We start from the raw sequence: 22863 nt of genomic DNA, 5'->3' as shown, positions 1-22863 counted from the left end.
TTTAAGCATTGTTCTCGGGGTTATCCCTGCCGACTCCCTCGCATAACGGAAAATCGACACTGATGACAAGTATAGGGAGCAACCCGCCAGCCGTCAAGAAAAAAGAGCACTTTTTTGGCACAGGTCGCCGCCGTTAGGTACGGGACATGTAGGGGTTGGCGCGGCCTAGGTACCGTCCGAGATTGCTCCGGTGCTATCAGCCTTACTGCGTGCTTTTTGGTGGGGGTTATGGGGCTTATGGGGCTTGGATTTCGGCCCTCTATACAAAAACATAAAAAAATGGAAGCTTAGGTACACAAAACCTTTTAAATTTTCCTATTTTCTAGCGCAGGGTTAAAAGTAAGCCCCCTAACCCCCACCTGCTGCTGTACCGTGCTGCCGTGCTGCTGTGCTGCTGTGTATGGAAATGCTATATAGTACCCACAACCCACATTCATTTAAGTCAGAGCTCCTACGCACCCTCGTCACCGCGCTTGCGGCTACCCATAGCCCGGACGAGCTGAACCTCGTACTGGTGGATTTTAAAGGCGGCGCTACTTTCTTAGGATGTGACCACCTGCCGCATACCTCTGCGGTGATTACTAACTTGGAAGAGGAATCTACGCTGGTAGAGCGCATGTACGATGCCATCTCCGGCGAGATGAACCGCCGCCAGGAGTTGTTGCGCACCGCCGGAAACTTCGCCAACGTCAGCGAGTACAACGCCTCCGCCGCCGCAGTACGCGAGCACGGGCCACTGCCCGCCTTGGTCATTGTTGTTGACGAGTTCTCGGAGCTTTTGGGCCAGCACCCTGATTTTGCGGAACTTTTCGTTGCCGTCGGCCGCTTGGGGCGCAGTCTCCACGTGCACCTGCTTTTAGCCTCTCAAAGACTCGAAGAAGGCCGCTTGCGGGGGCTGGATTCCCACCTGTCCTACCGAATCGGGCTGAAAACCTTCTCTTCGGCGGAATCCCGTCAAGTATTGGGCGTGACCGATGCCTACCATTTGCCCGGCCAACCCGGCGCGGGCTACCTCAAGTCTGATGCCGAGGCGTTGATTCGTTTCCAAGCCTCCTATGTTTCTGGGCCCGTGCCGCGCCGGGCGATAGCTGAAGCTCATGGGGACGGACCCGCCGTAGCCCGCGGCCGCGTGCAGTTCTTTCGAGGTTGGGCAGAGGAGGAAGAAAGCACTAGCCCTGTGGTTGTTCTCGATGACACCACCACTGTGCTTAGCGAGGTCGTGCGTGCCGCGGCAGAAGAAGCCCGATTGCGTGATCAATCGGCGCACCGTATCTGGCTGCCGCCGCTACCACCGGTCATTGAGCTATCTGCATTACCCGGACTGTCTAGCGGAGCGGACGTGGGCGCCTCGTCGTCTGTTGCAGGTAACGGGACGCTGCTGGCTCCCGTCGGCATTATCGATAGGCCGTATTATCAACGTCAAGATGAACTGATAATTGATTTCCACCAGCACGGCGGGCACATGGCCCTATGCGGCGGCCCGCAGTCAGGAAAATCAAGTGCGCTGCGCACCATCGTCTCGGCTCTGGCGCTACGGCATAGCCCCAAGGCGGCACGCTTCTACGTCATCGATTTGGGCGGCGGTCAGCTAGCGTCTTTGGAGAGACTTCCCCACGTTGCCGGAGTTGCTGGGCGAGATGAAGGGGAAAAGGTGCGGCGAATCGTGGACGAAGTAGCCGGCTTTATTCGCCGCCCGGAACAGTGCGCAACCTTCCTCGTTATCGATGGCTGGCACCACATTGGCACCTCCAATGCAGAGTTTGAAGACATAGCGGAGAAAGTTACAGAGATCGTCGCCGATGGCGCCTCTGCCCACGTACATGTCATCATTGCCACCTCGCGGTGGACCACGATGCGCCCCGCCATTCGCGATCTCATAGCCAACCGACTTGAGCTGCGTCTTGGTGAGTCCTTGGATTCGCTAATTGACCGCAAGTTGCAGCAGAAGCTACCCAGCGCGCCGGGCCGCGGGCTTACCTTGGCCGGAGAGAATATGCTTTTGGCTCGCACATCAAACCAGGACATCGCCCACATTTGCCGCGTTCATGCCGCAGCCGATCCAGTTCCGCAACTCAAGATGCTGCCCGCGGTACTCACCCCGTCTGCCCTTGCTACTCAAGGGAACGTTCCCGACGGCGAGATCGCCTGGGGTATCGGCGGACGGGATCTCGATCCGCTGACGTGGAATCCATCGCGCGAGCCGCATCTAGTGGCCATAGGAGCGCAGGGTTGCGGCAAGTCCACCTTCTTGGCGCAGATAATGCGCGGCATCTGCGCCTTCGCGCGGGAAGACGCTCGCCTTGTGGTCATCGACCAGCGGCGGGCTCACTTAGGAACCTTGAACCAAGACATGGTTGCCGCTTATGCCGCAACGCAGACAAGTGCACAAGAGACCATTCTCGATACTGTCCGGACACTGGAATCCCGCCTGCCGGGCCCGGATATTACCCCAGCGCAGCTCGCCGCACGAGACTGGTGGGAGGGCCCAGATATCTACTTAGTCATCGACGATGCGGACCTGCTGAGCGATATTGCCCTTTCACCGCTCCTGGAGCTACTCCCGCACGCCCGCGACATTGGCTTGCATCTCATCGTCGCTCGCAAGTCTGGTGGCATTGGCCGCGCCCTTTTCGGCCAATTCTTCTCTGCAGTGCGCGATCTTCAACCAGCGTTGCTGCTTTTCGACGCCGACCGGGACGAAGGCACCATCTTTGGCCTTAAACCCAGCCAACAACCACCCGGTCGCGGTCAGTGGAGCATCCGCGGTGAAAACCTTGGCGTCGCCCAAGTGGTGTACCCAGAAGGAGAGAAGTAAATGACCACCAACCTCAGCGCGAATTCGCACACCGACGCCCCAATCACTTACGGCGCGGAGACCAAGGCCATACCAATTACCGTCACAATCCTGGACGCGGCCACCATTTTTGAAGGACCTGATTCGGTATACCGCTACGACCTGCCGGGTACCGGAATCGTGGAAGGTTGGGCTTTGGGCCAGGTCATGGATCAGATTTCGAAGCTGGCCGGACCGTCCTGGCCCGATGTGGAAGCTTGCGTGATGGCAGACTCGTCCGGCACGGACATTGCGCAAGAGGCCACCACCATCGTCAGCCGGCAATTGGAAGTCACCGGGGTGCGGCTCATTGACCCAGAACCAGCTATCTCCTCGTCAGCTACGCCAGTCTCATTAGGACCGCCTACTCATCCGGCTACGGAGATTACGGAACCAGCCCCTCCCACCAGAGTGATGGAAGCGCCAGCCTATGAAGAGCCAATAACACCAAACTGGTCCGACCGGCTGCGCGGTTGGCTCGGGGCTATTGATATCTTCCACCTCGCAATTGCAGTGGTCATTATCGCTGTTGCCGGAGCGTCCTGGTGGGCTATCGGCGAGCGAGATTCAGCGGACGGTGATGCCGTCTCAGGTGATCCCCGCCCACAACCACGCGCCGCACAGCCGAACCGCGATACCGCGGTGGAATCCGTACCCAACTCGCCAGAGTCTGGTGCCACGGGTGCTGCAGAACCGGGTGGTGATGAATTACATCCGGGAGAAAAGCGCTTAGATATTGAGGGAATGTCTGTGGTCGTTCCCACCGGGTTTCATGCCAAGGTAGAAGATGGGCTGGTTACCGCCACCGGGGAGGATCCGAACCTGCGCATCTTATTGGCAGCGGATGAAATGTTTAACGTGCCAGCGGATGCACTTTTTAAAGAAATCCACGCGCAGGTTGACGAAGACCCGGCGCTTCGCGATGCCACCGATAAGGCTGGCCGCCTGAGCTATACCGAAGATCCGGGGGACGGCTCTTTGGTGGAGTGGACTACCTGGGAAGACCGTGGGCATCAGATGTCTGTGGGATGCCATACCCGCCACAATTCCAATGCTGTCCAAAAGGCAGCCTGCCGCATGGCTACGGAAAGCCTGGTCAAAAAATAGTCTTAAAAACTTTGTCCCAGACGGGAACCGTTTGGCAGAAAGTTCAGTCCAATAAAGGTGAGAAAGCACAGATGCTTTTTCGGGGGAATATACACAATCTCATCCGCCCTAAGGAGGGGCGCACTCTTATGTCTCAGACTTTCAAGACACAAGCCGATGTCATGGTTGCCACCGCCGGCAAAGTCGATAACACCAATGATGAAGTCCAAGGCGAGCTCACCCGCCTGCAGGGAGTCGTCGACTCTGTGCGCGGAAGCTGGGTAGGCCAAGCCCAGGTCTCCTTCGATGACCTGATGCAGCGTTACAACACCTCTGCACAACAGCTGCGTGAGGCATTGGCCTCTATCTCTGACAATATCCGCAGCAACGCCCACAACTTCGACAACGTGGAAGCAGAAAACGCCCAGGCATTCTCCAATGTTGGTGGCGGCCTCGCCCTCTAAACCGCACTGCACAGTCCACTAGTCCACCGACCAAAAGCCAAAGATTCACAGAAGGGAATCCACCACCACATGTCCGAGATCAAGTACGAATTCGGTGCCATTTCTTCCGCCGCAGCCGATATCAACGCCACCTCAGGTCGCATCAACAGCACCTTGGCAGACCTGAAGGCGCGGCTGCAGCCGATGGTGAGCACATGGGAAGGCGAGGCCGCCGTGGCTTATAACCAAGCACAGGCCAAATGGGACAAGGCATCTCAGGAACTCAATACCGTACTCGCGACCATCTCCAAGACCGTCTCCCAGGGCAACGATGCAATGAGTGACGTCAACCGTCGCGCCGCAGCAAGCTGGGGTTAAATCCGCGCCCCGCCTGCACTATTTCAGGCTGTCTGGGCCGAGCCTGCGGTGCCACTGACCACACTCGAGTGGCAGGAGGCGGACGCAGCCGCAGTCTTGGCAAAAGATTGCAGCGTGAGCACTTTTTGACCAACACCTCTTTTCCTCTCTTCCACCTTTTCAAGTCGTACCTTTCTAGTCCACACCCACGAGCCGGTACCTTCCGTTTGAGCCGCGGAAGGTACCGGTTTCGGCGTTTTGGTTTTCGAGCAGGTGAGCAAGTAGGGTAGGAGACCTATGTGTTCGCTCGTCGGCTAGCAGCTGGCGAAGCGCTCCCTGCAGGTCTCCACCGGCCGCTGTACGGGAGTGGATGGATGCTTAGCGCTGGCCGGCAGTTCCGAGACAGACTTTCAAGGAGTCAAATTGTCTACTTTCCACCCAAAGAGCGGTGACATCACCCGCAAGTGGTACGTCATCGACGCTACTGATGTGGTGCTGGGCAAGCTCGCTTCCACCGTTGCAGACCTGCTGCGCGGCAAGCACAAGCCACAGTTCGCACCGAACGTTGACGCTGGTGACCACGTCATCATCCTCAACGCTGACAAGATCCACGTTTCTTCCGTTAAGCGCGGCCGCGAGATGCGCTACCGTCACTCCGGCTACCCGGGCGGCCTGAAGTCCATGACCCTGGGTCAGTCTTTGGACGCCAACCCGGTTCGCGTTATCGAAGAAGCCGTTGCCGGCATGATGCCGCACAACAAGCTCTCCCGCGCTTCCATCAAGAAGCTGCACGTCTTCGCAGGCGAAGAGCACCCGTACGCCGGCCAGAAGCCGGAAACTTTCGAGTTTAAGCAGGTGGCACAGTAATGTCTGAGCAGAACATCGACAACAACGTAGCCGACGCTGCTGACATCGCTGCAGCAAGCGCCGCTACCGAAGAGTTCACCAACACCATCGGTGATTCCATCGCACCGGCCGAGACCGAAGAGGTTGAGGCTGCCGCTCCGGTACACGAGGGCCCGATCCAGACCGTCGGACGCCGTAAGCGCGCCGTCGCTCGTGTTCGCCTCGTTGCTGGCTCCGGCCAGATCGTGGTTAACGGCCGCGAGTTCGGCGAGTACTTCCCGAACAAGCTGCACCAGCAGGACATCCTGTTGCCGCTTACCCTGCTGGAGCGCGAGAACCAGTTCGACCTCAAGGTCACCGTCAACGGCGGCGGCCCAACCGGTCAGGCTGGCGCCCTGCGTCTGGCTATCGCTCGTGCACTGAACATCTACAACCCAGGTGACCGCACCGCCCTCAAGAAGGCTGGTCTGCTCACCCGTGATGCTCGTGCAGTTGAGCGTAAGAAGGCTGGTCTGCACAAGGCACGTCGCGCACCGCAGTACTCCAAGCGTTAATCTCGCTTCTACTGCGCGCGCAAACGCCGAGAATGCCGCTGCTTCCCTTTTGGAGGAGGCGGCTTTCGTCGTTTTATGGAAGCGCGGGTGGAAGGAATATTGCTCAACCTGTCGATAAACCAAAAGCTTGATTTCGCCTAAACTGCCCCAACATGCAATCGCTGGGCACAGGCATGCATAATTGACTGCATGACTCGACTTTTTGGAACCGATGGCGTTCGCGGCCTCGCGAACAAGAAGCTGACTCCGATTCTGGCCTTGCAACTAGGCCAGGCCGCTGCGGAGGTATTCACCGCCCAGCGGGAATCCTATGAGCGTCGGCCGTTGGCCATTATTGGTCGCGACCCGCGCGTTTCCGGCGAGATGCTGGATGCGGCGATTGCCTCCGGTTTGGCCTCCCGCGGCGTTGACGTGGTGCGCGTGGGCGTGTTGCCGACCCCGGCGATTGCCTACCTGACGGATGATTATGGCGCGGATCTCGGCGTAATGATTTCTGCCTCCCACAACCCTATGCCGGATAACGGCATTAAGTTCTTCTCCGCCGGCGGCAAGAAGCTACCGGACGAAATAGAAGACAAGATTCAGGCCACTATGGAAAACCTCACTGAGGACGGCCCGACTGGCACCAAGTTGGGGCGCATCATTTCGGAGGCGCCAGACGGACGCGAGCGCTACCTCAACCATTTAAAGGAAGTGGTTTCCACGGATTTGAGCGGCATCAAGGTGGTCGTAGATACCGCCAATGGTGCGGCCTCCAAGGTTGCTCCCATCGCCTATGAGGCGGCCGGGGCTGAGGTTATTGCTATCCACAATGAGCCGAACGCCTTTAATATCAATGAGGACTGCGGTTCGACGCATATTGAAAAGGCACAGGCGGCCGTCGTCGAGCATGGCGCCGATTTGGGCCTGGCCCACGATGGTGACGCCGACCGTTGCTTGGCTGTGGACGCCGAGGGCAATGTGATTGACGGCGACCAGATTATGGCGCTGTTGGCCGTGGGCATGAAGGATGATAATGACCTGCGCTATAACACCTTGGTAGCAACCGTGATGTCCAACCTAGGCCTGAAGCTGGCGATGCAGGAACAAGGCATCGAGGTGCGTCACACCGCAGTAGGCGACCGCTATGTTCTAGAAGAGCTCAACCGCGGCGATTTCTCCTTGGGCGGCGAGCAGTCCGGCCACGTGGTGTTGACGGATGATTGCACGACCGGCGACGGCACCCTTACCGGCCTGTCTATCATGGCGCGCATGGCCAAGTCCGGGAAGTCCCTAAAGGAATTAGCATCGGTAATGACCGTGCTACCGCAGGTGCTCATCAACGTGCCGGTTTCTGATAAGGGCGTCATCATGGATGCCCCCGAAGTACAAGAAGCCATCGCTCAGGCCGAGGAAGAACTCGGCGAGACCGGCCGCGTCCTGCTGCGACCTTCCGGCACCGAGGAAGTTTTCCGCGTCATGGTAGAGGCTGCGGACAAGGAGCAGGCCCGCAAGGTTGCAGGGAGGCTTTCCGCCATCGTTTCTTCGGTCTAGAGTCACCGCTTAGTGTGGAAGATTTTTATAATCCGAGGGAACCATTTGGCGCAATCCCCAGTCCAATGAAGGTGAGAACTTTTACCGCATATGGATTTGGGGGAATACACAAGTGTCTGAGGTTTTTCTTCGCCCCTTGGAGGCGATGTCCGCACTACGGCAGGTCGTAGCCGATAACGACGAGCAACGCGATGCCCACCGGGCCGAGGTACCGGATTTTCCGGTGGCCGCGGCTGGACGCAATTTTGGCGGCCACGGTGAGCGCATTCGTGATGTCTTGGCGCGCATCCATGAGCGCGGCGGGCAGAGGTTGGATAATTTATCCGCCACCGCCCACGCCGCTCATGAACAGGTGCGCGCCTTCGCCGATTTTGATGAGTCCTTTGGCAGCTCCTTTGCACGCGGTAGGGAGGCTGGCAGCAAGTGAGTACGCTGACAAAATCCCTGTTGGGGGACTACTCTAACGCTATTTCTCAATTCCAATTCGCCTGCCTGGGCAGCTACTCGGGCCCCAGCATGCCGATGAATCTACTAGGAGAGTTAGTCGGTGCGGTTGATGGCATTGCGCCCGAAAATTTGGTGAAAAATACCGTTGCGGCCGTGGGCGGCAATCGCCCGAAGGGAGGCGGTGCTGGACTAGCGGGCTATTTGCAGCAGGATGATTCCGAGGTTGCTCAGGGAGCCATGCGTGAGCACCTGTGCGGCGTGCAGGAAGACTTCGACATTGACCGCCAAGATGCCGCACATCTGACTAGCTCGGCGGAGCAGTGCTCAGGCGCTATTGCTGACGTCGTTGATGTCTCTGACACGGCCCTTACCGAGCTCGTCTCTGCGGTCATCCCACTGTTAAATATTTTGTCCATGGTCGCCACCAAACACCCTTTAGCCAGGTTCATCATCCCGATTCTTTCCACGATCGGGGGGCAAATTATTGAGGAGACAAATCACAATATCGCCAGCACCTGCCGCGACCGCGATGATGCGATCGAATCCTGTTATAGCGAGTTCGAATCGCGCTGTGAGTGCGTCTGTGAGCGCCCGATGCCGGAAGAATGCCCGACGCCGGCTAAACCTGCAGATGAAGCCTGCCCGGCACCCGTAGAGAAGTGCCCAGACGCTCCACCTCCCACGAATCCGATGCCAAAGGATGAGTGCTCGCCATCGCGGCCCACCGAGCCTGCGCAAGTGGAGTGCCCACCTGTGCCCAAACCGATGCCTGAGCCTGATTCCAAGCCGGAATCACACCACGCCACCTCCGTTCCACCACAACCGACGCCTCTTTCACCAACGCCTACTCCACCTGAGGCATGCCCTGCACCGGAGCCTGCAGCCGAGACGGAAATGCACACGGAGACCTCATCAGAGCTTGGTGCTGGGTGCCACTGCTGTGAGTGCACCGAGCAATCAAACACCGAGCGGCCAGTACAGTCGGAGCGCGAAGTAGAGACCACTAGGCCGGCGCAGGCGGAGATCATTCCGCCGCAGGAAGCACCGGAACAGCCGCAGCAGGTAGAAGAGCCGTGCCCGGAACCAGAATCTCATCCAGAGCCGAAGCCCAAGCCAGAAATGGAAACCGAACCCGCTTCTGAAACGGACACAAGCGAAGAACCACTGTGCCCAGAGAATACCGGGGAGAGTACTGAAGAATGTGTCACTACTACCCAGACCAGCTCAGAAGTCTGTGAGATCGAATCCTCCTGTAGCGGTAGCCTCGGCTTGGTCGGAGCTGGAATCGCATTGGTGGGCGTGGGCCTCATTGTGGAAGGCGCTGCACAGTGCTTGGAGAACATGTCCGAACTGGATTGTCCGGTGCAAGAACCCGAACCCGATCCCGTACCTGAGCCAGAACCTGATCCCTGCCCTGAGCCTAAGCCAGAGCCCGAACCGGAGCCTTGCCCTGAACCTGAACCGACTGGTGATGACGGAGTCATAACACCGCCCCCAGAGCTGTCTCAGCTAGAGGAGCCAACGCCGCCACCGGAAAAGGTGGCGCACCTCCAAGCCGCTGGTGCAGCGGAGACACCAGCCCCAGCACCGGCGCCTGAACAGGCACCTGCGCCAGCGCCTCAGCCGGGCCCAGAACCGGCTCCTGAGCCAGCACCAGCTCCCGACCCAGCACCTGCGCCGGCGCCAGCGCCCCAGCCAGAGGCAGGACCCGCGCCAGAAGAACCATCCATTAAGGCACGAAAGGCAGGGCAGTGGTAATGAATAATGATTTCGCAGAGTTTGCGCAGGGCTTTCGAGAAAGGACGGCTAAACGCTTGCTGGAATTTGAAAAAACGCTGGCGAAAGCGCAAGACGAGCTTGAAAAGTCCGCGGATAAGGCCATGCAGGAGGCACGGAGGGAGAAGGGGCAAGTGGGGCGTCGACAAGCAGCGGCGCCCAGGCCCCGATATGGCGCTGCCCCGGCGCGTTCACGAAACGCGTCGGGGCAGGTGCAATCAGTGCTGCGGCGGGGCTAAAGCCTTAGGCGTCGCGGGTTACGCCGGCGCGCTCGGCCAGGTCTTCGCCTACCAGGCTTTCTACCTTCTTCGCGCTTGCCTCTGGATCTGCAAAGGCGGCGTAGGTGGAATCATCATTTAGGGTGGCCAGCAGGAAGCCGGTGAGCAAACCGCGGGCGATTTCGGTAGGGCCGGACTGGAAAGCAGCCGTTCCGAAGGCCAACTTGCGCAGGCGATCCTCGGTAAAACCAGCCTGGCTGCCCTTGTCGATGGCGCGGAAGCACACCGGGCCACGCCAGTTATAGGCCAGCTTGGCGGGGTTGCCAGCATTGAAGATGTCTTCTTGGCCGGAACCGATGACTAGGCCCGGGGTGTCAATGCGGCGGGCAGCCTGCACCGCAGAGGGGGAGGTGACCGAGGGGTAAATAGCGGCGACGGCGGCGACTTTCTTATTGTCCAAGGCCCCAAGCACGGCGGTGCCACCGCCCATGCCGTGGCCAATCATGCCGAGCTTGCCCGGGGAGACCGTAATGTTTCCGGAGCCTAGCTTTACCCCGGCGGCAATCTGCAACGCGGATTCCATATCCGCAGCTAGGTTGCGGTGGTCGGGGAAGGGGCCGGTCTCAGAATCGGGGGCTACCACGACGATGCCCCAGCTAGCCAGGTGGCGCAGGGTGGCGTGGTAATCCTTAATTTTGTGCATCCAGTCATGGCCAAAAGCCACCGCGGGCAGGCTCTGGCCCTCCGCGGGGGTATAAACCTTGCCGGTGATTCCGGCATAGTCAAGGTCGCCAACCAAAACTCGGTTGCGGCCACGCTTCGACAACGTTGCTAGATGTTTTTTCAAATTCGCAGACACGCATTCCAGGATAGATGAAGATCACCCGCCAGGCGGGAAAGGGTGCGGGTTTATATGAGAAAAATCTACGCAGTATCCGGCCGAGGAGCGGGTGTGGCGGCGAGCTTTCCTAAGCCCCTCCTAACTTGCGACGCTAAGCGCAGGGGAGTGCAATGTGTGAACAACTACGTACTCTTTTTCTGGGAAGGCAGGCTGCGGTACATGACTACCGGCGTCGTTGATGTGCAAGAACTTTCTACTCGCTATGGGATGGAGGTAAAGACCGAGGCCATTGACCGCGTGGCACATGCCTCCGATGCCTCGCACTACCTGTACACCCCCAAGGCAGTCATCGAGGCTCGCTCCGCCGAGCATGTGGCGGCCATCTTCCGTGCGGGCCGGCAGCAGAATGTTCCGGTAACTCTGCGCTCCGGTGGCACCTCTCTGGCAGGTCAGGCTTCCGGCGATGGATACCTGGTGGATGTGCGCAAGCACTTCCGCGGTATAGAAGTTCTTGATGAGGGCAAGCGCGTGTGCGTCCAGCCCGGCGCGACGGTGCGTCAGGTCAACGCCCGCCTAGGCCTGCGCAACCGCAAACTGGGGCCGGATCCGGCCAGCGAGTCTGCCTGCACCATCGGCGGCGTGGTGGCTAATAACTCCTCCGGCATGGCCTGCGGCACTGAGCTCAATACGTATAACACTCTGGAATCGCTGACCTTTGTGCTGCCTACCGGCACCGTAATTAACACCGCCGATCCGGATGCAGACCGGCAGTTCCAGGAGCAGGAACCGGAGCTGGTGGACACGCTTATCCGCCTGCAGCGCCGTGTGCGCGATAACCAGGAATCCGTGGATATTATCCGCCGTCACTTCCAGCTGAAAAACACGATGGGCTATGGTCTCAATTCCTTCCTCGACTTTGATAGCCCGGTCAAGCTTTTTGAGCACCTGCTTATCGGTTCGGAAGGAACCCTGGCCTTCATTGCGGAAGCGGTTTTCCGCACGGTGCCGATTTCTAAGCTGACCACCACCACGGTGGCCGTATTTGATGATCTCAGCGCTGCCACCAAGTCCCTGCCGGCACTTTTGGAGACCGGAGCGGCCACCCTGGAGCTGATGGACTCTGCCTCTATTCGCGTCGGTCAAGGCTTTGATAAGGTGCCGCAGGCCATTACCGGTTTCGATGTGGATAAGCAGGCCGCGTTGCTCATTGAGTATCACGCTGATGCCCAAGAGGAATTGCAGGAGAAAGAAAGCAAGGGATCGCAGCTCTTGCGCGAATTGCCGCTGCAGTCCCCGGCAGCCTTCTCGGCTGATGCCACAACGCGCACTACCGCTTGGAATTTCCGCAAGGGTCTGTACGCCCAGGTAGCAGAGGCGCGCCCGTCTGGCACGACGGCCCTTTTGGAAGACATCGTCGTGCCCGTCGGCGATCTGGCAGATACTTGTTCTTCGCTGCAGGAACTCTTTGCCCGCTATGGATATGATGATGCCGTCATTTTCGGCCACGCCAAGGACGGCAATATCCACTTCCTGCTTACGGACCGCTTTGAAGGCGATGATGCCATCGGTCGCTATAACGGTTTCAACGAGGGCATGGTGGACTTGGTCCTCTCGGCCGAGGGCAATCTCAAGGCGGAACACGGCACCGGCCGCGCCATGGCGCCGTATGTGCGCCGCCAGTACGGCGATGAGCTCTATGAGGTAATGCAGGAACTCAAGCGGGCCTGCGATCCCACCAACACGATGAACCCCGGCGTCATCTTGGACGATGACCCCGATGCACACATCAAAAACATCAAGCTCAATCCCACCGTGGAAGAGGAAGTAGACCGCTGCGTGGAGTGCGGCTACTGTGAGCCGGTCTGCCCGTCGCGCGACCTCACGCTTACCCCACGCCAACGCATTGTGGTGCGCCGCGCCCGCAAGCGCGCGGAAGAAGCTGGCGATAGCCAACTCGTCGCTGAGCTAGATCGGGCCTACGAGTACATGGGCGTCGAGACCTGCGCCGTGGATTCGATGTGCCGCACTGCTTGCCCAGTAGGCATCGATACCGGCAAGTTCATCAAGCGCTTGCGCCGCGAGGAAGCCCAGCCAGCGCAGCAAAAGCTGTGGGGTGCTGCCGCCAAGAACTGGCAGGTAGTCAGCCAAGGCGCCGGGGTAGCGCTTACCGGCGCGCACCTATTGCCCACCGAGCTAGTCAAAAAGGTTACCGATGTGGGCCGCAGTCTCATCGGTGCCGATAATCTCCCGCAGTACCAGCCAGAGTTGGGCAAGGGCGGCAAGTCCCGCGGCCGCTTGGCCGGCCGCGTAGGTGATCGCTATGCCCAGACCACCGGAATCTATCTGCCCGCCTGCGTGAACACCATGTTCGGCCCGCAAGGCGGCGGCAAGGGTGCTACCGATTCCTTTGTGGCGCTCTTGGAGCGCGCCGGGGTCGCGCTGGAGGTTCCGCAGGGCATCGACAAGCTTTGCTGTGGTACACCATGGTCTTCCAAGGGCATGCAGGCCGGCCACGATGCAATGGAGCAGCGCGTGCGCGATATCGTCATGGACGCTACTGATGGTGCGCGCCTGCCGGTTATCGTGGACGCCAGCAGCTGCACCGCTGGCTTTAAAGATATATTGGAGTCGGTGGGTATCACCGTTATTGACGCCATTAGCTTTACGGCCGATACCTTGCTGCCGCAGCTGGAAGTAAAGAATCCAGTGACTTCCGTGACTGTGCACCCTACCTGCTCTGCTTTCCAACTGGGCATGATGGATGATGTAGAAAAGGTGGCCCGCGCCGCCGCGGCCGAGGTACACATTCCCACCGAGTGGAATTGCTGTGGCTATGCCGGCGACCGCGGCATGCTTCACCCGGAGCTTACCGCTGCCGCCACCCGCGCCGAAGCGGCACAGGTCAGGGCAATCGGAGCGCAGTATCACGCCTCGACCAACCGCACTTGCGAGCTTGGTCTCACCCGAGCCACCGGCGAGGATTACCACCACATTTTGGAGCTTTTGGAACAGGCATCGCGCTAGTTTTCCCAGCACAGTAGCGGGTGGGGTGCCGTGCCTTGCTTGCCGACGCCCCGCCCGCCTAGAGCTTTGCCCCTTGTGCTGTAAAATCAGCAACCATGTGTGGAATTGTTGGATATATTGGTCACGCTGGTGGTGGCCGTGATTACTTCGCCCTCGACGTAGTTCTAGAAGGGCTGCGCCGTTTGGAATACCGCGGTTATGACTCCGCTGGCGTAGCAATGTACGCCGATGGAGATATCAGCTGGCGCAAGAAGGCCGGTAAGGTCGCTGCGCTGGATGCTGAGATTGCAGCCCGCCCGTTGCCTGACTCCGTGCTGGGTATCGGCCATACCCGCTGGGCTACCCATGGTGGCCCCACCGACCTGAATGCGCACCCGCACGTGGTCGATGGCGGCAAGCTGGCAGTGGTACACAACGGCATCATCGAGAACTTTGCGGAGCTCAAGTCCGAGCTTTTGCACAAGGGCTATAACTTCGTTTCTGAGACCGATACCGAGGTCGCTGCCACCTTGCTGGGAGATGTCTTCCACAACGAGGCAGCCGGTGACCTGACCAAGGCTATGCAGCTAACCTGCGCTCGCCTGGAGGGCGCGTTTACCCTGCTAGCCATCCACGCCGAGCAGGCCGATCGCATTGTTGCCGCTCGCCGCGACTCCCCGCTGGTTATCGGCTTGGGCGAGGGCGAGAACTTCCTCGGCTCCGATGTATCCGGCTTTATTGATTACACCAAGTCTGCCGTGGAGATGGACAACGACCAGGTTGTGACCATCACCGCGGACGAAGTGGAAATTACCGATTATGAGGGCAACCCTGCACAGGGCAAGCCTTTTGAAATCAAGTGGGATGCCGCCGCTGCGGAAAAGGGCGGCTTTGATTCCTTCATGGAAAAGGAAATCCACGACCAGCCTTCCGCCGTGCGCGATACCCTGCTGGGCCGCTTCGATGAGCAAGGCCAACTGACCCTCGATGATCTGCGCATCGATGAGACCGTGCTGAAGTCCATCGACAAGATCATCGTCATTGCCTGCGGTACCGCCGCCTACGCCGGCCACGTGGCGCGCTACGCCATCGAGCACTGGTGCCGCATTCCTACCGAGGTCGAGCTCGCCCACGAGTTCCGCTACCGCGATCCGATCGTGAACGAGAAGACCCTCGTTGTTGCGCTGTCCCAGTCCGGCGAGACCATGGATACCTTGATGGCCGTGCGCCACGCCCGCCAGCAGGGCGCCAAGGTTATTGCCATCTGCAATACCCAGGGCTCGTCCATCCCGCGCGAATCCGACGCCGCGCTCTACACCCACGCCGGCCCGGAAATCGCCGTGGCCTCCACCAAGGCCTTCCTCGCGCAGATTACCGCCACCTACCTGCTTGGCCTCTACCTCGCTCAGCTGCGCGGCAATATGTTCGCCGATGAGATCCAGGGCGTTCTTGCTGAGCTGCGCCACATGCCGGATAAGGTCCAAAGCGTCATCGACGAGGAAGACCAGGTGGCCAACCTGGCCAATTCCATGAAGGACGCGGAATCCGTGCTCTTCTTGGGCCGCCACGTCGGCTTCCCGGTAGCGCTAGAGGGCGCGCTGAAGCTCAAGGAAATCGCTTATCTGCACGCCGAGGGCTTTGCCGCAGGTGAACTCAAGCACGGCCCAATTGCGCTTATTGAGGAGGGCCAGCCGGTCTTCGTTATCGTGCCATCCCCACGTGGCCGCGACTCCCTGCACTCCAAGGTCGTCTCCAATATTCAGGAGATCCGTGCCCGCGGTGCCATCACCATCGTGATCGCGGAAGAAGGCGATACCGCCGTGGAGGATTACGCAAACCACGTCATCCGCATCCCGAAGGCCCCGACCCTCATGCAGCCGCTGCTGGCTACCGTGCCACTGCAGATCTTCGCCGCCCACGTAGCCAAGTCCAAGGGCTACGACGTGGACCAGCCGCGCAACCTGGCCAAGTCCGTGACCGTGGAGTAATCCACTCCAAGCGTCCGCCGTTAGGCCCCCTTACCTGCCGCGTTTCTTGCGTGGTAGGAAAGGGGGGCTTTGGCATTTCTTTGCAGCTTGAAACTGTTATGCTTTAGGGAGCAATCGTTGTCGGTGAAAGGAGTAGGCAGTGCTCATCCGTCGTGTTTTCGCCTAAAACACTAAAGGAAGAACGGATTTAAGCATGCCTATTTTATTAAATGATCTTTCCCTTATATGGCCCGATGGAACGACCTGCTTCAGTGGCCTAAACGGTGCCTTTTCTGGCCCTTTAACTGCACTAATTGGGGATAATGGTGCAGGGAAGACAACTCTATTAAACGTCATCCTTGGAAATATCTTGCCTACGGCCGGAACGGTGGAAAAGCCGGAATCGGTAGCTTACCTGCCACAAGACCTTGCTTGGAATAGAGATGACGTAGTAGCAGACATCTTCGGCGTCACCCAAGTGCTCGCGGCGATTTCCGTAGTCGAATCTGGTGAGTATGACCCAGAACTCTATGAGTTAATTGAGGAGCAATGGGACGTTGGTGAGCGCATTAGCGCTGCCCTTTCCGCCGCTGGATTGGATATCCCGTTGGACCGCCCTATCGAAAGCCTCTCTGGAGGGGAAGCGGTCCGCGTCGCTTTGGTGGCGGTGTTCTTGTCCGAGCCAGATTTCATTATCCTCGATGAACCGACCAATAGCCTCGACGGAGCTGCAAAGAAACATCTGAAAGATATGTTGGTAAATGCCGCGGCGCCGGTGTTAGTGGTAAGCCATGACAAAGACCTGTTAGATGTAGTTTCCGAGGTAGCGGAGCTAAGGGATGGGAACCTACGCTTCTTCCAGGGCAATTATTCCGATTACCTTGCCACAATTGATGCAGAACAGGAAGCTGCGCAAAAGGCAGTGTCCACCGCCAAAGCGACTTATAAGCAACAACTCCGCGAACAACAAGCAATGCAAACACGGATTGCGCGTGATGCGCGCCGAGGAAAGAAGTTCGCAGAGGCGAAGCGCAAACCTGGTATGACGATGAAGCTTGATAAACAGCGAGCCGAAAAGACAGCATCGCGCAGAGCACAGCTGCATTCAGGCGCAGTTGAAGCAGCCCAACGCTCTATAGTTCGGGCAGAGCGAAATATACGTGATGATGACTCGGTGTATATCGAGCTGCCACGAACTGAACTGCCGGAAGGAAAGCGGGTTATTTCGGTTCCCGGGCTGTCGATTGTCGGCCCAGAACGCGTGCGCTTGTCAGGGCCAAATGGAAGTGGAAAAACCACGCTCTTAAACCGAATTGACTCTGGTGGAGCGGGCTTCGTTATCGACAACTCAGGATACTTACGTCAACGAATTGTGTTAGATCCTTCTCTCAGCGTGTGGGACGTGGTTACCAACGCGAATCCACAAGAGGAGCCGCAGTTTATCCGTGATCAGCTTGCTCAGTTGTTGTTTCAATCTGACTCGGTTCATGCGTTGACAGGGACCCTTTCGGGAGGCGAGAGGTTCAGGGCGGAATTCGCCAGAGTGCTCTTGGCGGATCCGGCGCCGCAGTTGCTAATGCTCGATGAGCCGACCAACAATATTGATATTTCAACTGTTGATTGGCTGGTCTCGGTATTGAAAAGTTATCGGGGTGCATTGCTAGTGGTGAGCCACGATGAAGATTTCTGCTCGCGGATAGAACTTACGAGGCAAGTTTCCATAGAGGACATTGGATGAGCCGACTCCAAGGTGGAGCTATCGCGGGCGAATGCGCCCCTACCCGCCCGAATTCAGCAAAGGGGTGAGCAGTGGCACAATGGTGGACATGCTGAAAACCACCATTGATCTCTCCGCCATTGCGCACAACGTCCGCCTCATCAAGGAAAAGGTAGGGCCTGAGGTCAAGCTCATGTGCGTGGTCAAGGCCGATGCCTATGGCCACGGCGCGACCAAAGTCGTGCCGGTAATGGCGCGTGCAGGCGCGGATAGCTTTGGCGTGGCCACTCTGCGGGAGGCGGTGGATTTGCGCCGCGCGGGTGTGGAGGCACCCATCGTGGCGTGGATTTGGCAGACGGACGAAATCCTCGAAGAGGCACTTGCCTGCGGCATTGAGGTAGCAGTTAACTCTCTTGAACAGGCACATAAGCTGGTTAAAGCCGATTTTCCTGCTGAGATATATGTCAAGGTAGAAACCGGCATGCACCGTTCCGGTGTGGATGAAGAGGATTGGGCGGACACTTTTAAGGTGCTGCGCGACGCCCCACATATCAAGGTCCTCGGCCTTATGTCGCACTTTGCCTGTGCTGATGAGCCGGATAATCCACACAACGACGCCCAAGAGGAGGCGTTCCGCAAGGCCCTGCGGCTCGCGCGCGAGATTGGGCTGGAGTGCCCAGTCAATCACCTGGCCAATTCACCAGCTGTGCTGACGCGTCCTTCCTCCTATTTTGAGCAGGTACGTGTAGGCGCCGCCTGCTATGGTTTGGAGCCTATTGACGGCCGCGAGCATGGTCTGCGCCCAGCCATGACTTGGTCCGGGCTGATTTTTAACGTAAAGCCGATTCAGCCAGGGGAAGGCACCTGTTATGGACTGACCTGGAAGGCGGATAAGCCGGGATTTTTGGCCACCGTGGATTGCGGATACGCCGATGGTCTACCGCGTGGTTATCAAGGCGACTTGCATGTAGGCATCGGCGGGCACCTGTATCCACAGGTAGGCCGAATCTGTATGGATCAGATTGTGGTGGACTTGGGCGACAACCCCCATGGCGTGGACACGGGTCAAGCTGCCGTGATTTTCGGCAACGGGGGAGTATCGGCTACGGATCTCGCCGCGGCGGCAGGAACCATCAACTACGAGGTGGTCTGCTTGCCCGATGGCCGCACCGAACGCGAATACATAGGAGAAGAAGATGCGCAGTAGCTTTCCGGAATCCGGCAGCCGTGACCTATCCACGGTGGAAGAAACCTATGCTTTCGGCGAAGAGCTGGGCGCGGCGCTCGAGGCTGGCGATGTGGTGATCCTGGATGGGCCATTGGGGGCTGGAAAGACGACGCTAACTCAGGGCGTCGCCAAGGGCATGCAGGTCAAGGGGCGGGTAACCTCGCCGACCTTCGTGATTGCCCGGGTGCACCGCTCAACCGTAGGTGGGCCGGACCTCGTTCACGTTGATGCCTACCGTTTGCTCGATGAAGGCGGCGCTAATTCCGGGGATCCGCTAGGGGAGCTCGATGCTTTGGACTTGGACACGGAGCTAGAAGACGCCGTGGTCATTGCCGAATGGGGTGGGGGACTAGTAGAGCAGATTGTGGAGCACTACCTGTTTATTAGCATCGACCGCGAGCCGGCGGAATACGCGGGCGCAGACGAGGATGTTCGCCGCTTTACGTGGTCGTTGCGGGGCGGTCATTAGCACAAATGTCCGCCTAAAGTGCGGATAAGTGATGAATCTCCTACGCGGAGAATTTGCCCCGGGTATAACCAGTGCGTAATTCTATTGAGGTGTTGAATTTTCTCGCCTCTAGTCCTTTGCTATCTCTCTTCGTCATCATGGCGGTGGGTCTAGCGATTGGCAAGATTAAGATCTTCGGCATCTCCCTCGGTGCCGCGGCTGCGATGTTTGTGGCGCTGGGTCTTTCTACTGCCAATCCTGATATCCAAATTCCGCCTTTGGTCTATCAATTTGGCTTGGCGATTTTCGTTTATGCCATTGGCCTCAGCTTCGGGCCCTCCTTCGTCCGCGAGTTTAAGACCCGTGGCTGGAAGCTCACGGTATTCATGCTGGGAATGTTGGTAATCCTGGTTGCCGTAGGCTTTGGCCTCATCCGCGCCTTTGGCCTGAGCACGCCAGAAGCTACCGGTATGTTTGCCGGTTCGCTTTCTTCCACACCGGGTATGGCCGCCGTGGTGGAAATGGTGGGCGATTCCACCCCGGTTGTCGGTTACTCCCTGGCCTACCCGGGTGCGGTTATCGGCGCTATTCTCGTTGCCGCCATCGGCGCTAAGGTGGTCAAGGTCAACCATGAAGAAGATGCCCGCGCAGAGGGCATGATTCCCGCCGAGCTTGTGGCCAAGGGTGTGCGCTTGACCAAGAATTTTAATGACACCGCTGGTCATATCTATCGCGTAACCGGTCAGACCGTCGTTGCTACTCGTATCATTTCTGACGAAGAGCGCCACCGCCTGGCTGTTCCAGAAATGCCGCTGTGTGAGGGTGAGGCTTATCTGCTTAACGGCTCTGAAGAAGCCGTCGATAAGGCCATCGAGGTCTTGGGTGAGGAACACCCGGTGGAGCTGACCGAGGATGCAGGTTTAAAGTACACCCGCGTTACCGTGTCCAACCCGGATATTGCCGGTAAGTCGATCCGCGAGATCAAAGCTCTTGACCACGGCTTTATCATCGCTCGTGTCCGCAAGGGCGATAAAGACCTCGTCCCGCACCCGGATACGGTGCTTAACTATTCTGACCGCGTTCGCGTAGTAACCAGCCCGAGCCGCCTGCCGTACGTGCGCAAGTACCTCGGTGACTCTGAAGCTGCTTTGGGTAACGCGGACCTGCTATCCATGGCTATCGGCCTGACGCTGGGTATGTTGCTCGGCCTCATTCCGATTCCGATGCCGGGCGGCTCCACCTTGCAGCTAGGCTTCGGCGGCGGCCCCGTGGTCGTCGGCCTGCTGCTGGGCTACCTCAACCGGACGGGTCCGCTTAACTGGCAGATGCCGTTTCACACGCGCGAAACCATTTCTAATATGGGACTGACCCTCTTCCTCGCTGGCGTGGGCACCTCGGCCGGCGCCTCCTTCCGCGATGCCCTAACTGATCCGTCCTCCCTGACCATCATGGGCGTGGGCCTTATCATCACCTTGATCTCCGCCATTCTTATCGGTGTCATCGGCATGCTAGTGCTGAAGCTGAAGTGGGACGAGGCCATGGGCTGTGCGGCTGGTATGACCACCAACCCTGCGGTCTTTGCCTATATTCGTGACCAAACCGGCACCGAGCTGGCAGCTCGTGGATGGGCCACGGTTTATCCCACCACGATGATCGGCAAGATTATTGCCGCGCAGGTATTGCTCCTGTTGTTGCTATAGCGCCAATACATCGCGTTAATTACTCACCCACAGGGTCGCCCGCCTACACTGGCAGGCACTACCCTGTGGGTTTTGTGTTGCGGTTAACCAGGTAGCATCGGTTGCCAGATAAACCGCCCACCGCCTGAAACTTAAAAACTTTTCAAGGAGCCTTACTCACCCCATGACTAAATTCGCTCGCAACCTTACCGCCGCCATTATCGCCATCTTTATTGTTGTCATGATGGTTCTCCTCGCCTCGTCTACCCTGCGCGAGGACAATCCATTGGAGGGAAACCTCAGCTCCACGCTGTCTAAGACGCCGAAAAACCTGGAGGCGATGAGCCTTATTCCTTCCGATGTCTACGGCAAGGACTATGCCGCTATTGGCTTCATCTGCCCGGGCATGAAGGAAGATAAGGTCAAAGAGGCACAGATCGATACCAAGGACATCACTTTTGAAGATGGCAAGGTCCCAGAGGGCAAGAGCTATGCGGTTGCCATCTCCCAGAGCACTGAGCCCTTCATCGAAGAGCTGGACCCGGAAAAGGTCGAAGTCTGTGAAATGATCAATACCCAAATCAAGGCCATGGAGCAGCAGGGCCAGAGCCTGGATGGCGGAGTACCGATGGTCCAGGGCGCTCAGCCTTTGGCGTTCCAGCGTCAGGATGGAACCTGGAAGCTGGTTGGCTAATGCGCGTCCTCGCGATCGACACGGCAACTACCGCCTTGGTCACCGGGGTAGTAGATACCGCCACTGGGCAGACCACCGAGCGCGTATTGGAAGATACCCGCGCTCATAATGAGCTGCTCATACCTACGATCACTGACGCCCTCGCAGAGGCAGGCATGGAGTATTCCGACCTAGATGCGGTGGTCACCGGCGTGGGCCCAGGCCCGTTTACCGGGTTGCGCGTGGGGATGGCGACTGCCTCCGCGCTTGCCGACGCCCTGTCCATCCCCCTCCACGGCGTATGCACCCACGATGCAATCGCCCATGCTGCCGGCCTCCCCGCGAGCCCCGCAGACGCGGACGGCGAGGCCACCGCCTTGGTGGCTACCGACGCACGCCGCAAAGAGATCTATTGGGCCACCTACCGCGCCACCGATTCTGGTGTGCAGCGCATCTCTGGTCCTGAGGTAACTAAGCCGGCAGAAGTTGAGGTGGGACTCACCGGTACTGCCGAGGTCATCATCCCCGAGCGCCTCGCCGCTCAGCTACCGGAGGAGCTGACCGAGCTGCCGCACCGCGCGGCCCATCCCACCGCAGCAGCCCTAGTGGCTGTAGCTGACCTCACTGCGGAACCGGCCCCCGTTGTGCCGCTCTACCTACGCCGCCCGGATGCGGTTCCGCCGAAGCAGCAACAGCTGTCGGCCGCCATTCCTAAGGTTGAACTGTGAAGCTGCGCGAGTTGACCCCGGCCGACGCACCCCGGTGCGCCGAGCTGGAAAAGGTCCTTTTCCCCGGAGAGACCCCATGGTCCAGCGGAGTCTTCCACCAGGAAATGGCCCAGCCCTTCAACTTCTATTTCGGGGTAGAAGGCGCGCTCGACCCCGCGCACGAATCCACAGTGCTGCTAGGTTATGCGGGAATCGGCATGATGGGGCCAGCGGCTGATCCAGAATTTGAAATCCACACCATCGGCGTCGACCCCGCCGCACAGCGCCGCGGCATCGCTCGCATGATGATGGACAATATTTGTCATATTGCGGATCTTAAAGACGCCCCGGTCTTCCTCGAGGTACGGGTAGGCAACGAACCTGCTATCGGCCTTTATGAGGGGTATGCCTTTGCCAAGCAGGGGATGCGTAAGAATTATTACCAACCTTCCGGAGCAGATGCGCACGTGATGGTGCGCCCGCGCCAGTCCGAGCGTTAAAGAAACT

18 protein-coding genes and 1 pseudogene are annotated in these 22863 nt (G+C 58.7%); 18 read left to right on the top strand and 1 reads right to left on the bottom strand.

Annotated features, from left to right (window positions below; all coding sequences use genetic code 11):
• Positions 1 to 433 precede the first annotated feature (433 nt).
• The 9 genes and pseudogenes from eccCb to RAE07_RS02565 all read left to right on the top strand — a co-directional run.
• A pseudogene (eccCb, locus tag RAE07_RS02605) lies at positions 434 to 2815 on the top strand (type VII secretion protein EccCb); the annotation flags it as partial.
• On the top strand, positions 2816 to 3940 hold the full coding sequence (locus RAE07_RS02600) for a type VII secretion-associated protein (RefSeq protein WP_316331210.1): 1125 nt from the start codon (positions 2816 to 2818) through the stop codon (positions 3938 to 3940).
• Between the two features lie 128 nt (positions 3941 to 4068).
• A complete protein-coding gene (locus tag RAE07_RS02595) occupies positions 4069 to 4383 on the top strand; it encodes a WXG100 family type VII secretion target (RefSeq protein WP_023020602.1) in 315 nt (104 codons plus the stop codon).
• Positions 4384 to 4452: 69 nt separating this feature from the next.
• Positions 4453 to 4740 carry a WXG100 family type VII secretion target gene (locus tag RAE07_RS02590; RefSeq protein ID WP_301732287.1) on the top strand — a complete coding sequence of 96 codons (288 nt, stop codon included), beginning with the start codon at positions 4453 to 4455 and terminating at the stop codon, positions 4738 to 4740.
• A 402-nt stretch (positions 4741 to 5142) separates the two neighbouring features.
• Positions 5143 to 5586 (top strand): 50S ribosomal protein L13, encoded by a 444-nt coding sequence (rplM, locus tag RAE07_RS02585; RefSeq protein ID WP_023020603.1) that lies wholly within the window; start codon positions 5143 to 5145, stop codon positions 5584 to 5586.
• Entirely contained in the window at positions 5586 to 6119 is a 534-nt protein-coding gene (gene rpsI, locus RAE07_RS02580) for a 30S ribosomal protein S9 (RefSeq protein ID WP_023020604.1), read from the top strand. The genes rplM and rpsI overlap by 1 nt, the downstream gene beginning before the upstream one ends.
• A gap of 189 nt (positions 6120 to 6308) precedes the next feature.
• Positions 6309 to 7652, top strand: coding sequence for a phosphoglucosamine mutase (gene glmM / locus RAE07_RS02575; RefSeq protein WP_023020606.1), 1344 nt, complete (start codon positions 6309 to 6311; stop codon positions 7650 to 7652).
• A 112-nt stretch (positions 7653 to 7764) separates the two neighbouring features.
• The gene (locus tag RAE07_RS02570; protein WP_023020607.1) at positions 7765 to 8079 is read left to right on the top strand and encodes a hypothetical protein; all 315 of its coding nucleotides are present in this window, start codon (positions 7765 to 7767) and stop codon (positions 8077 to 8079) included.
• Entirely contained in the window at positions 8076 to 9857 is a 1782-nt protein-coding gene (locus tag RAE07_RS02565; protein ID WP_317001271.1) for a hypothetical protein, read from the top strand. The genes RAE07_RS02570 and RAE07_RS02565 overlap by 4 nt, the downstream gene beginning before the upstream one ends.
• Before the next feature lie 261 nt (positions 9858 to 10118).
• Here the strand turns inward: RAE07_RS02565 and RAE07_RS02560 are convergent, their stop codons facing one another.
• Positions 10119 to 10952 (bottom strand): dienelactone hydrolase family protein, encoded by an 834-nt coding sequence (locus tag RAE07_RS02560; RefSeq protein ID WP_308767308.1) that lies wholly within the window; start codon positions 10950 to 10952, stop codon positions 10119 to 10121.
• 201 nt (positions 10953 to 11153) lie between these two features.
• Here RAE07_RS02560 and RAE07_RS02555 point away from each other — a divergent pair, with 201 nt between their 5' ends.
• From RAE07_RS02555 to RAE07_RS02515, 9 genes are all read left to right on the top strand, one after another.
• Entirely contained in the window at positions 11154 to 13958 is a 2805-nt protein-coding gene (locus RAE07_RS02555) for an FAD-binding and (Fe-S)-binding domain-containing protein (RefSeq protein ID WP_317001342.1), read from the top strand.
• A gap of 95 nt (positions 13959 to 14053) precedes the next feature.
• The gene (glmS, locus tag RAE07_RS02550) at positions 14054 to 15925 is read left to right on the top strand and encodes a glutamine--fructose-6-phosphate transaminase (isomerizing) (RefSeq protein ID WP_023020611.1); all 1872 of its coding nucleotides are present in this window, start codon (positions 14054 to 14056) and stop codon (positions 15923 to 15925) included.
• Between the two features lie 193 nt (positions 15926 to 16118).
• Positions 16119 to 17642 carry an ABC-F family ATP-binding cassette domain-containing protein gene (locus RAE07_RS02545; RefSeq protein WP_317001269.1) on the top strand — a complete coding sequence of 508 codons (1524 nt, stop codon included), beginning with the start codon at positions 16119 to 16121 and terminating at the stop codon, positions 17640 to 17642.
• Between the two features lie 82 nt (positions 17643 to 17724).
• On the top strand, positions 17725 to 18828 hold the full coding sequence (alr, locus tag RAE07_RS02540; RefSeq protein ID WP_316360541.1) for an alanine racemase: 1104 nt from the start codon (positions 17725 to 17727) through the stop codon (positions 18826 to 18828).
• Positions 18818 to 19318: a tRNA (adenosine(37)-N6)-threonylcarbamoyltransferase complex ATPase subunit type 1 TsaE gene (gene tsaE / locus RAE07_RS02535; RefSeq protein ID WP_316331125.1), complete on the top strand. Its 501-nt coding sequence runs from the start codon at positions 18818 to 18820 to the stop codon at positions 19316 to 19318. The genes alr and tsaE overlap by 11 nt, the downstream gene beginning before the upstream one ends.
• A gap of 89 nt (positions 19319 to 19407) precedes the next feature.
• Positions 19408 to 20997, top strand: coding sequence for an aspartate:alanine exchanger family transporter (locus RAE07_RS02530; protein WP_239208262.1), 1590 nt, complete (start codon positions 19408 to 19410; stop codon positions 20995 to 20997).
• Positions 20998 to 21160: 163 nt separating this feature from the next.
• Positions 21161 to 21670 (top strand): hypothetical protein, encoded by a 510-nt coding sequence (locus RAE07_RS02525; protein ID WP_239208226.1) that lies wholly within the window; start codon positions 21161 to 21163, stop codon positions 21668 to 21670.
• Positions 21670 to 22377, top strand: coding sequence for a tRNA (adenosine(37)-N6)-threonylcarbamoyltransferase complex dimerization subunit type 1 TsaB (gene tsaB, locus RAE07_RS02520; RefSeq protein ID WP_239208227.1), 708 nt, complete (start codon positions 21670 to 21672; stop codon positions 22375 to 22377). The genes RAE07_RS02525 and tsaB overlap by 1 nt, the downstream gene beginning before the upstream one ends.
• Positions 22374 to 22856 carry a GNAT family N-acetyltransferase gene (locus RAE07_RS02515; RefSeq protein ID WP_248099809.1) on the top strand — a complete coding sequence of 161 codons (483 nt, stop codon included), beginning with the start codon at positions 22374 to 22376 and terminating at the stop codon, positions 22854 to 22856. The genes tsaB and RAE07_RS02515 overlap by 4 nt, the downstream gene beginning before the upstream one ends.
• The last annotated feature ends 7 nt before the right edge of the window (positions 22857 to 22863 follow it).

It is taken from the genome of Corynebacterium nasorum (assembly GCF_032821635.1).
Taxonomy (GTDB): Bacteria; Actinomycetota; Actinomycetes; order Mycobacteriales; family Mycobacteriaceae; genus Corynebacterium; species Corynebacterium kefirresidentii.
The sequence above is the reverse complement of the archived record's forward strand: the minus strand, read 5'-3'. Positions and strand labels throughout refer to the sequence as shown.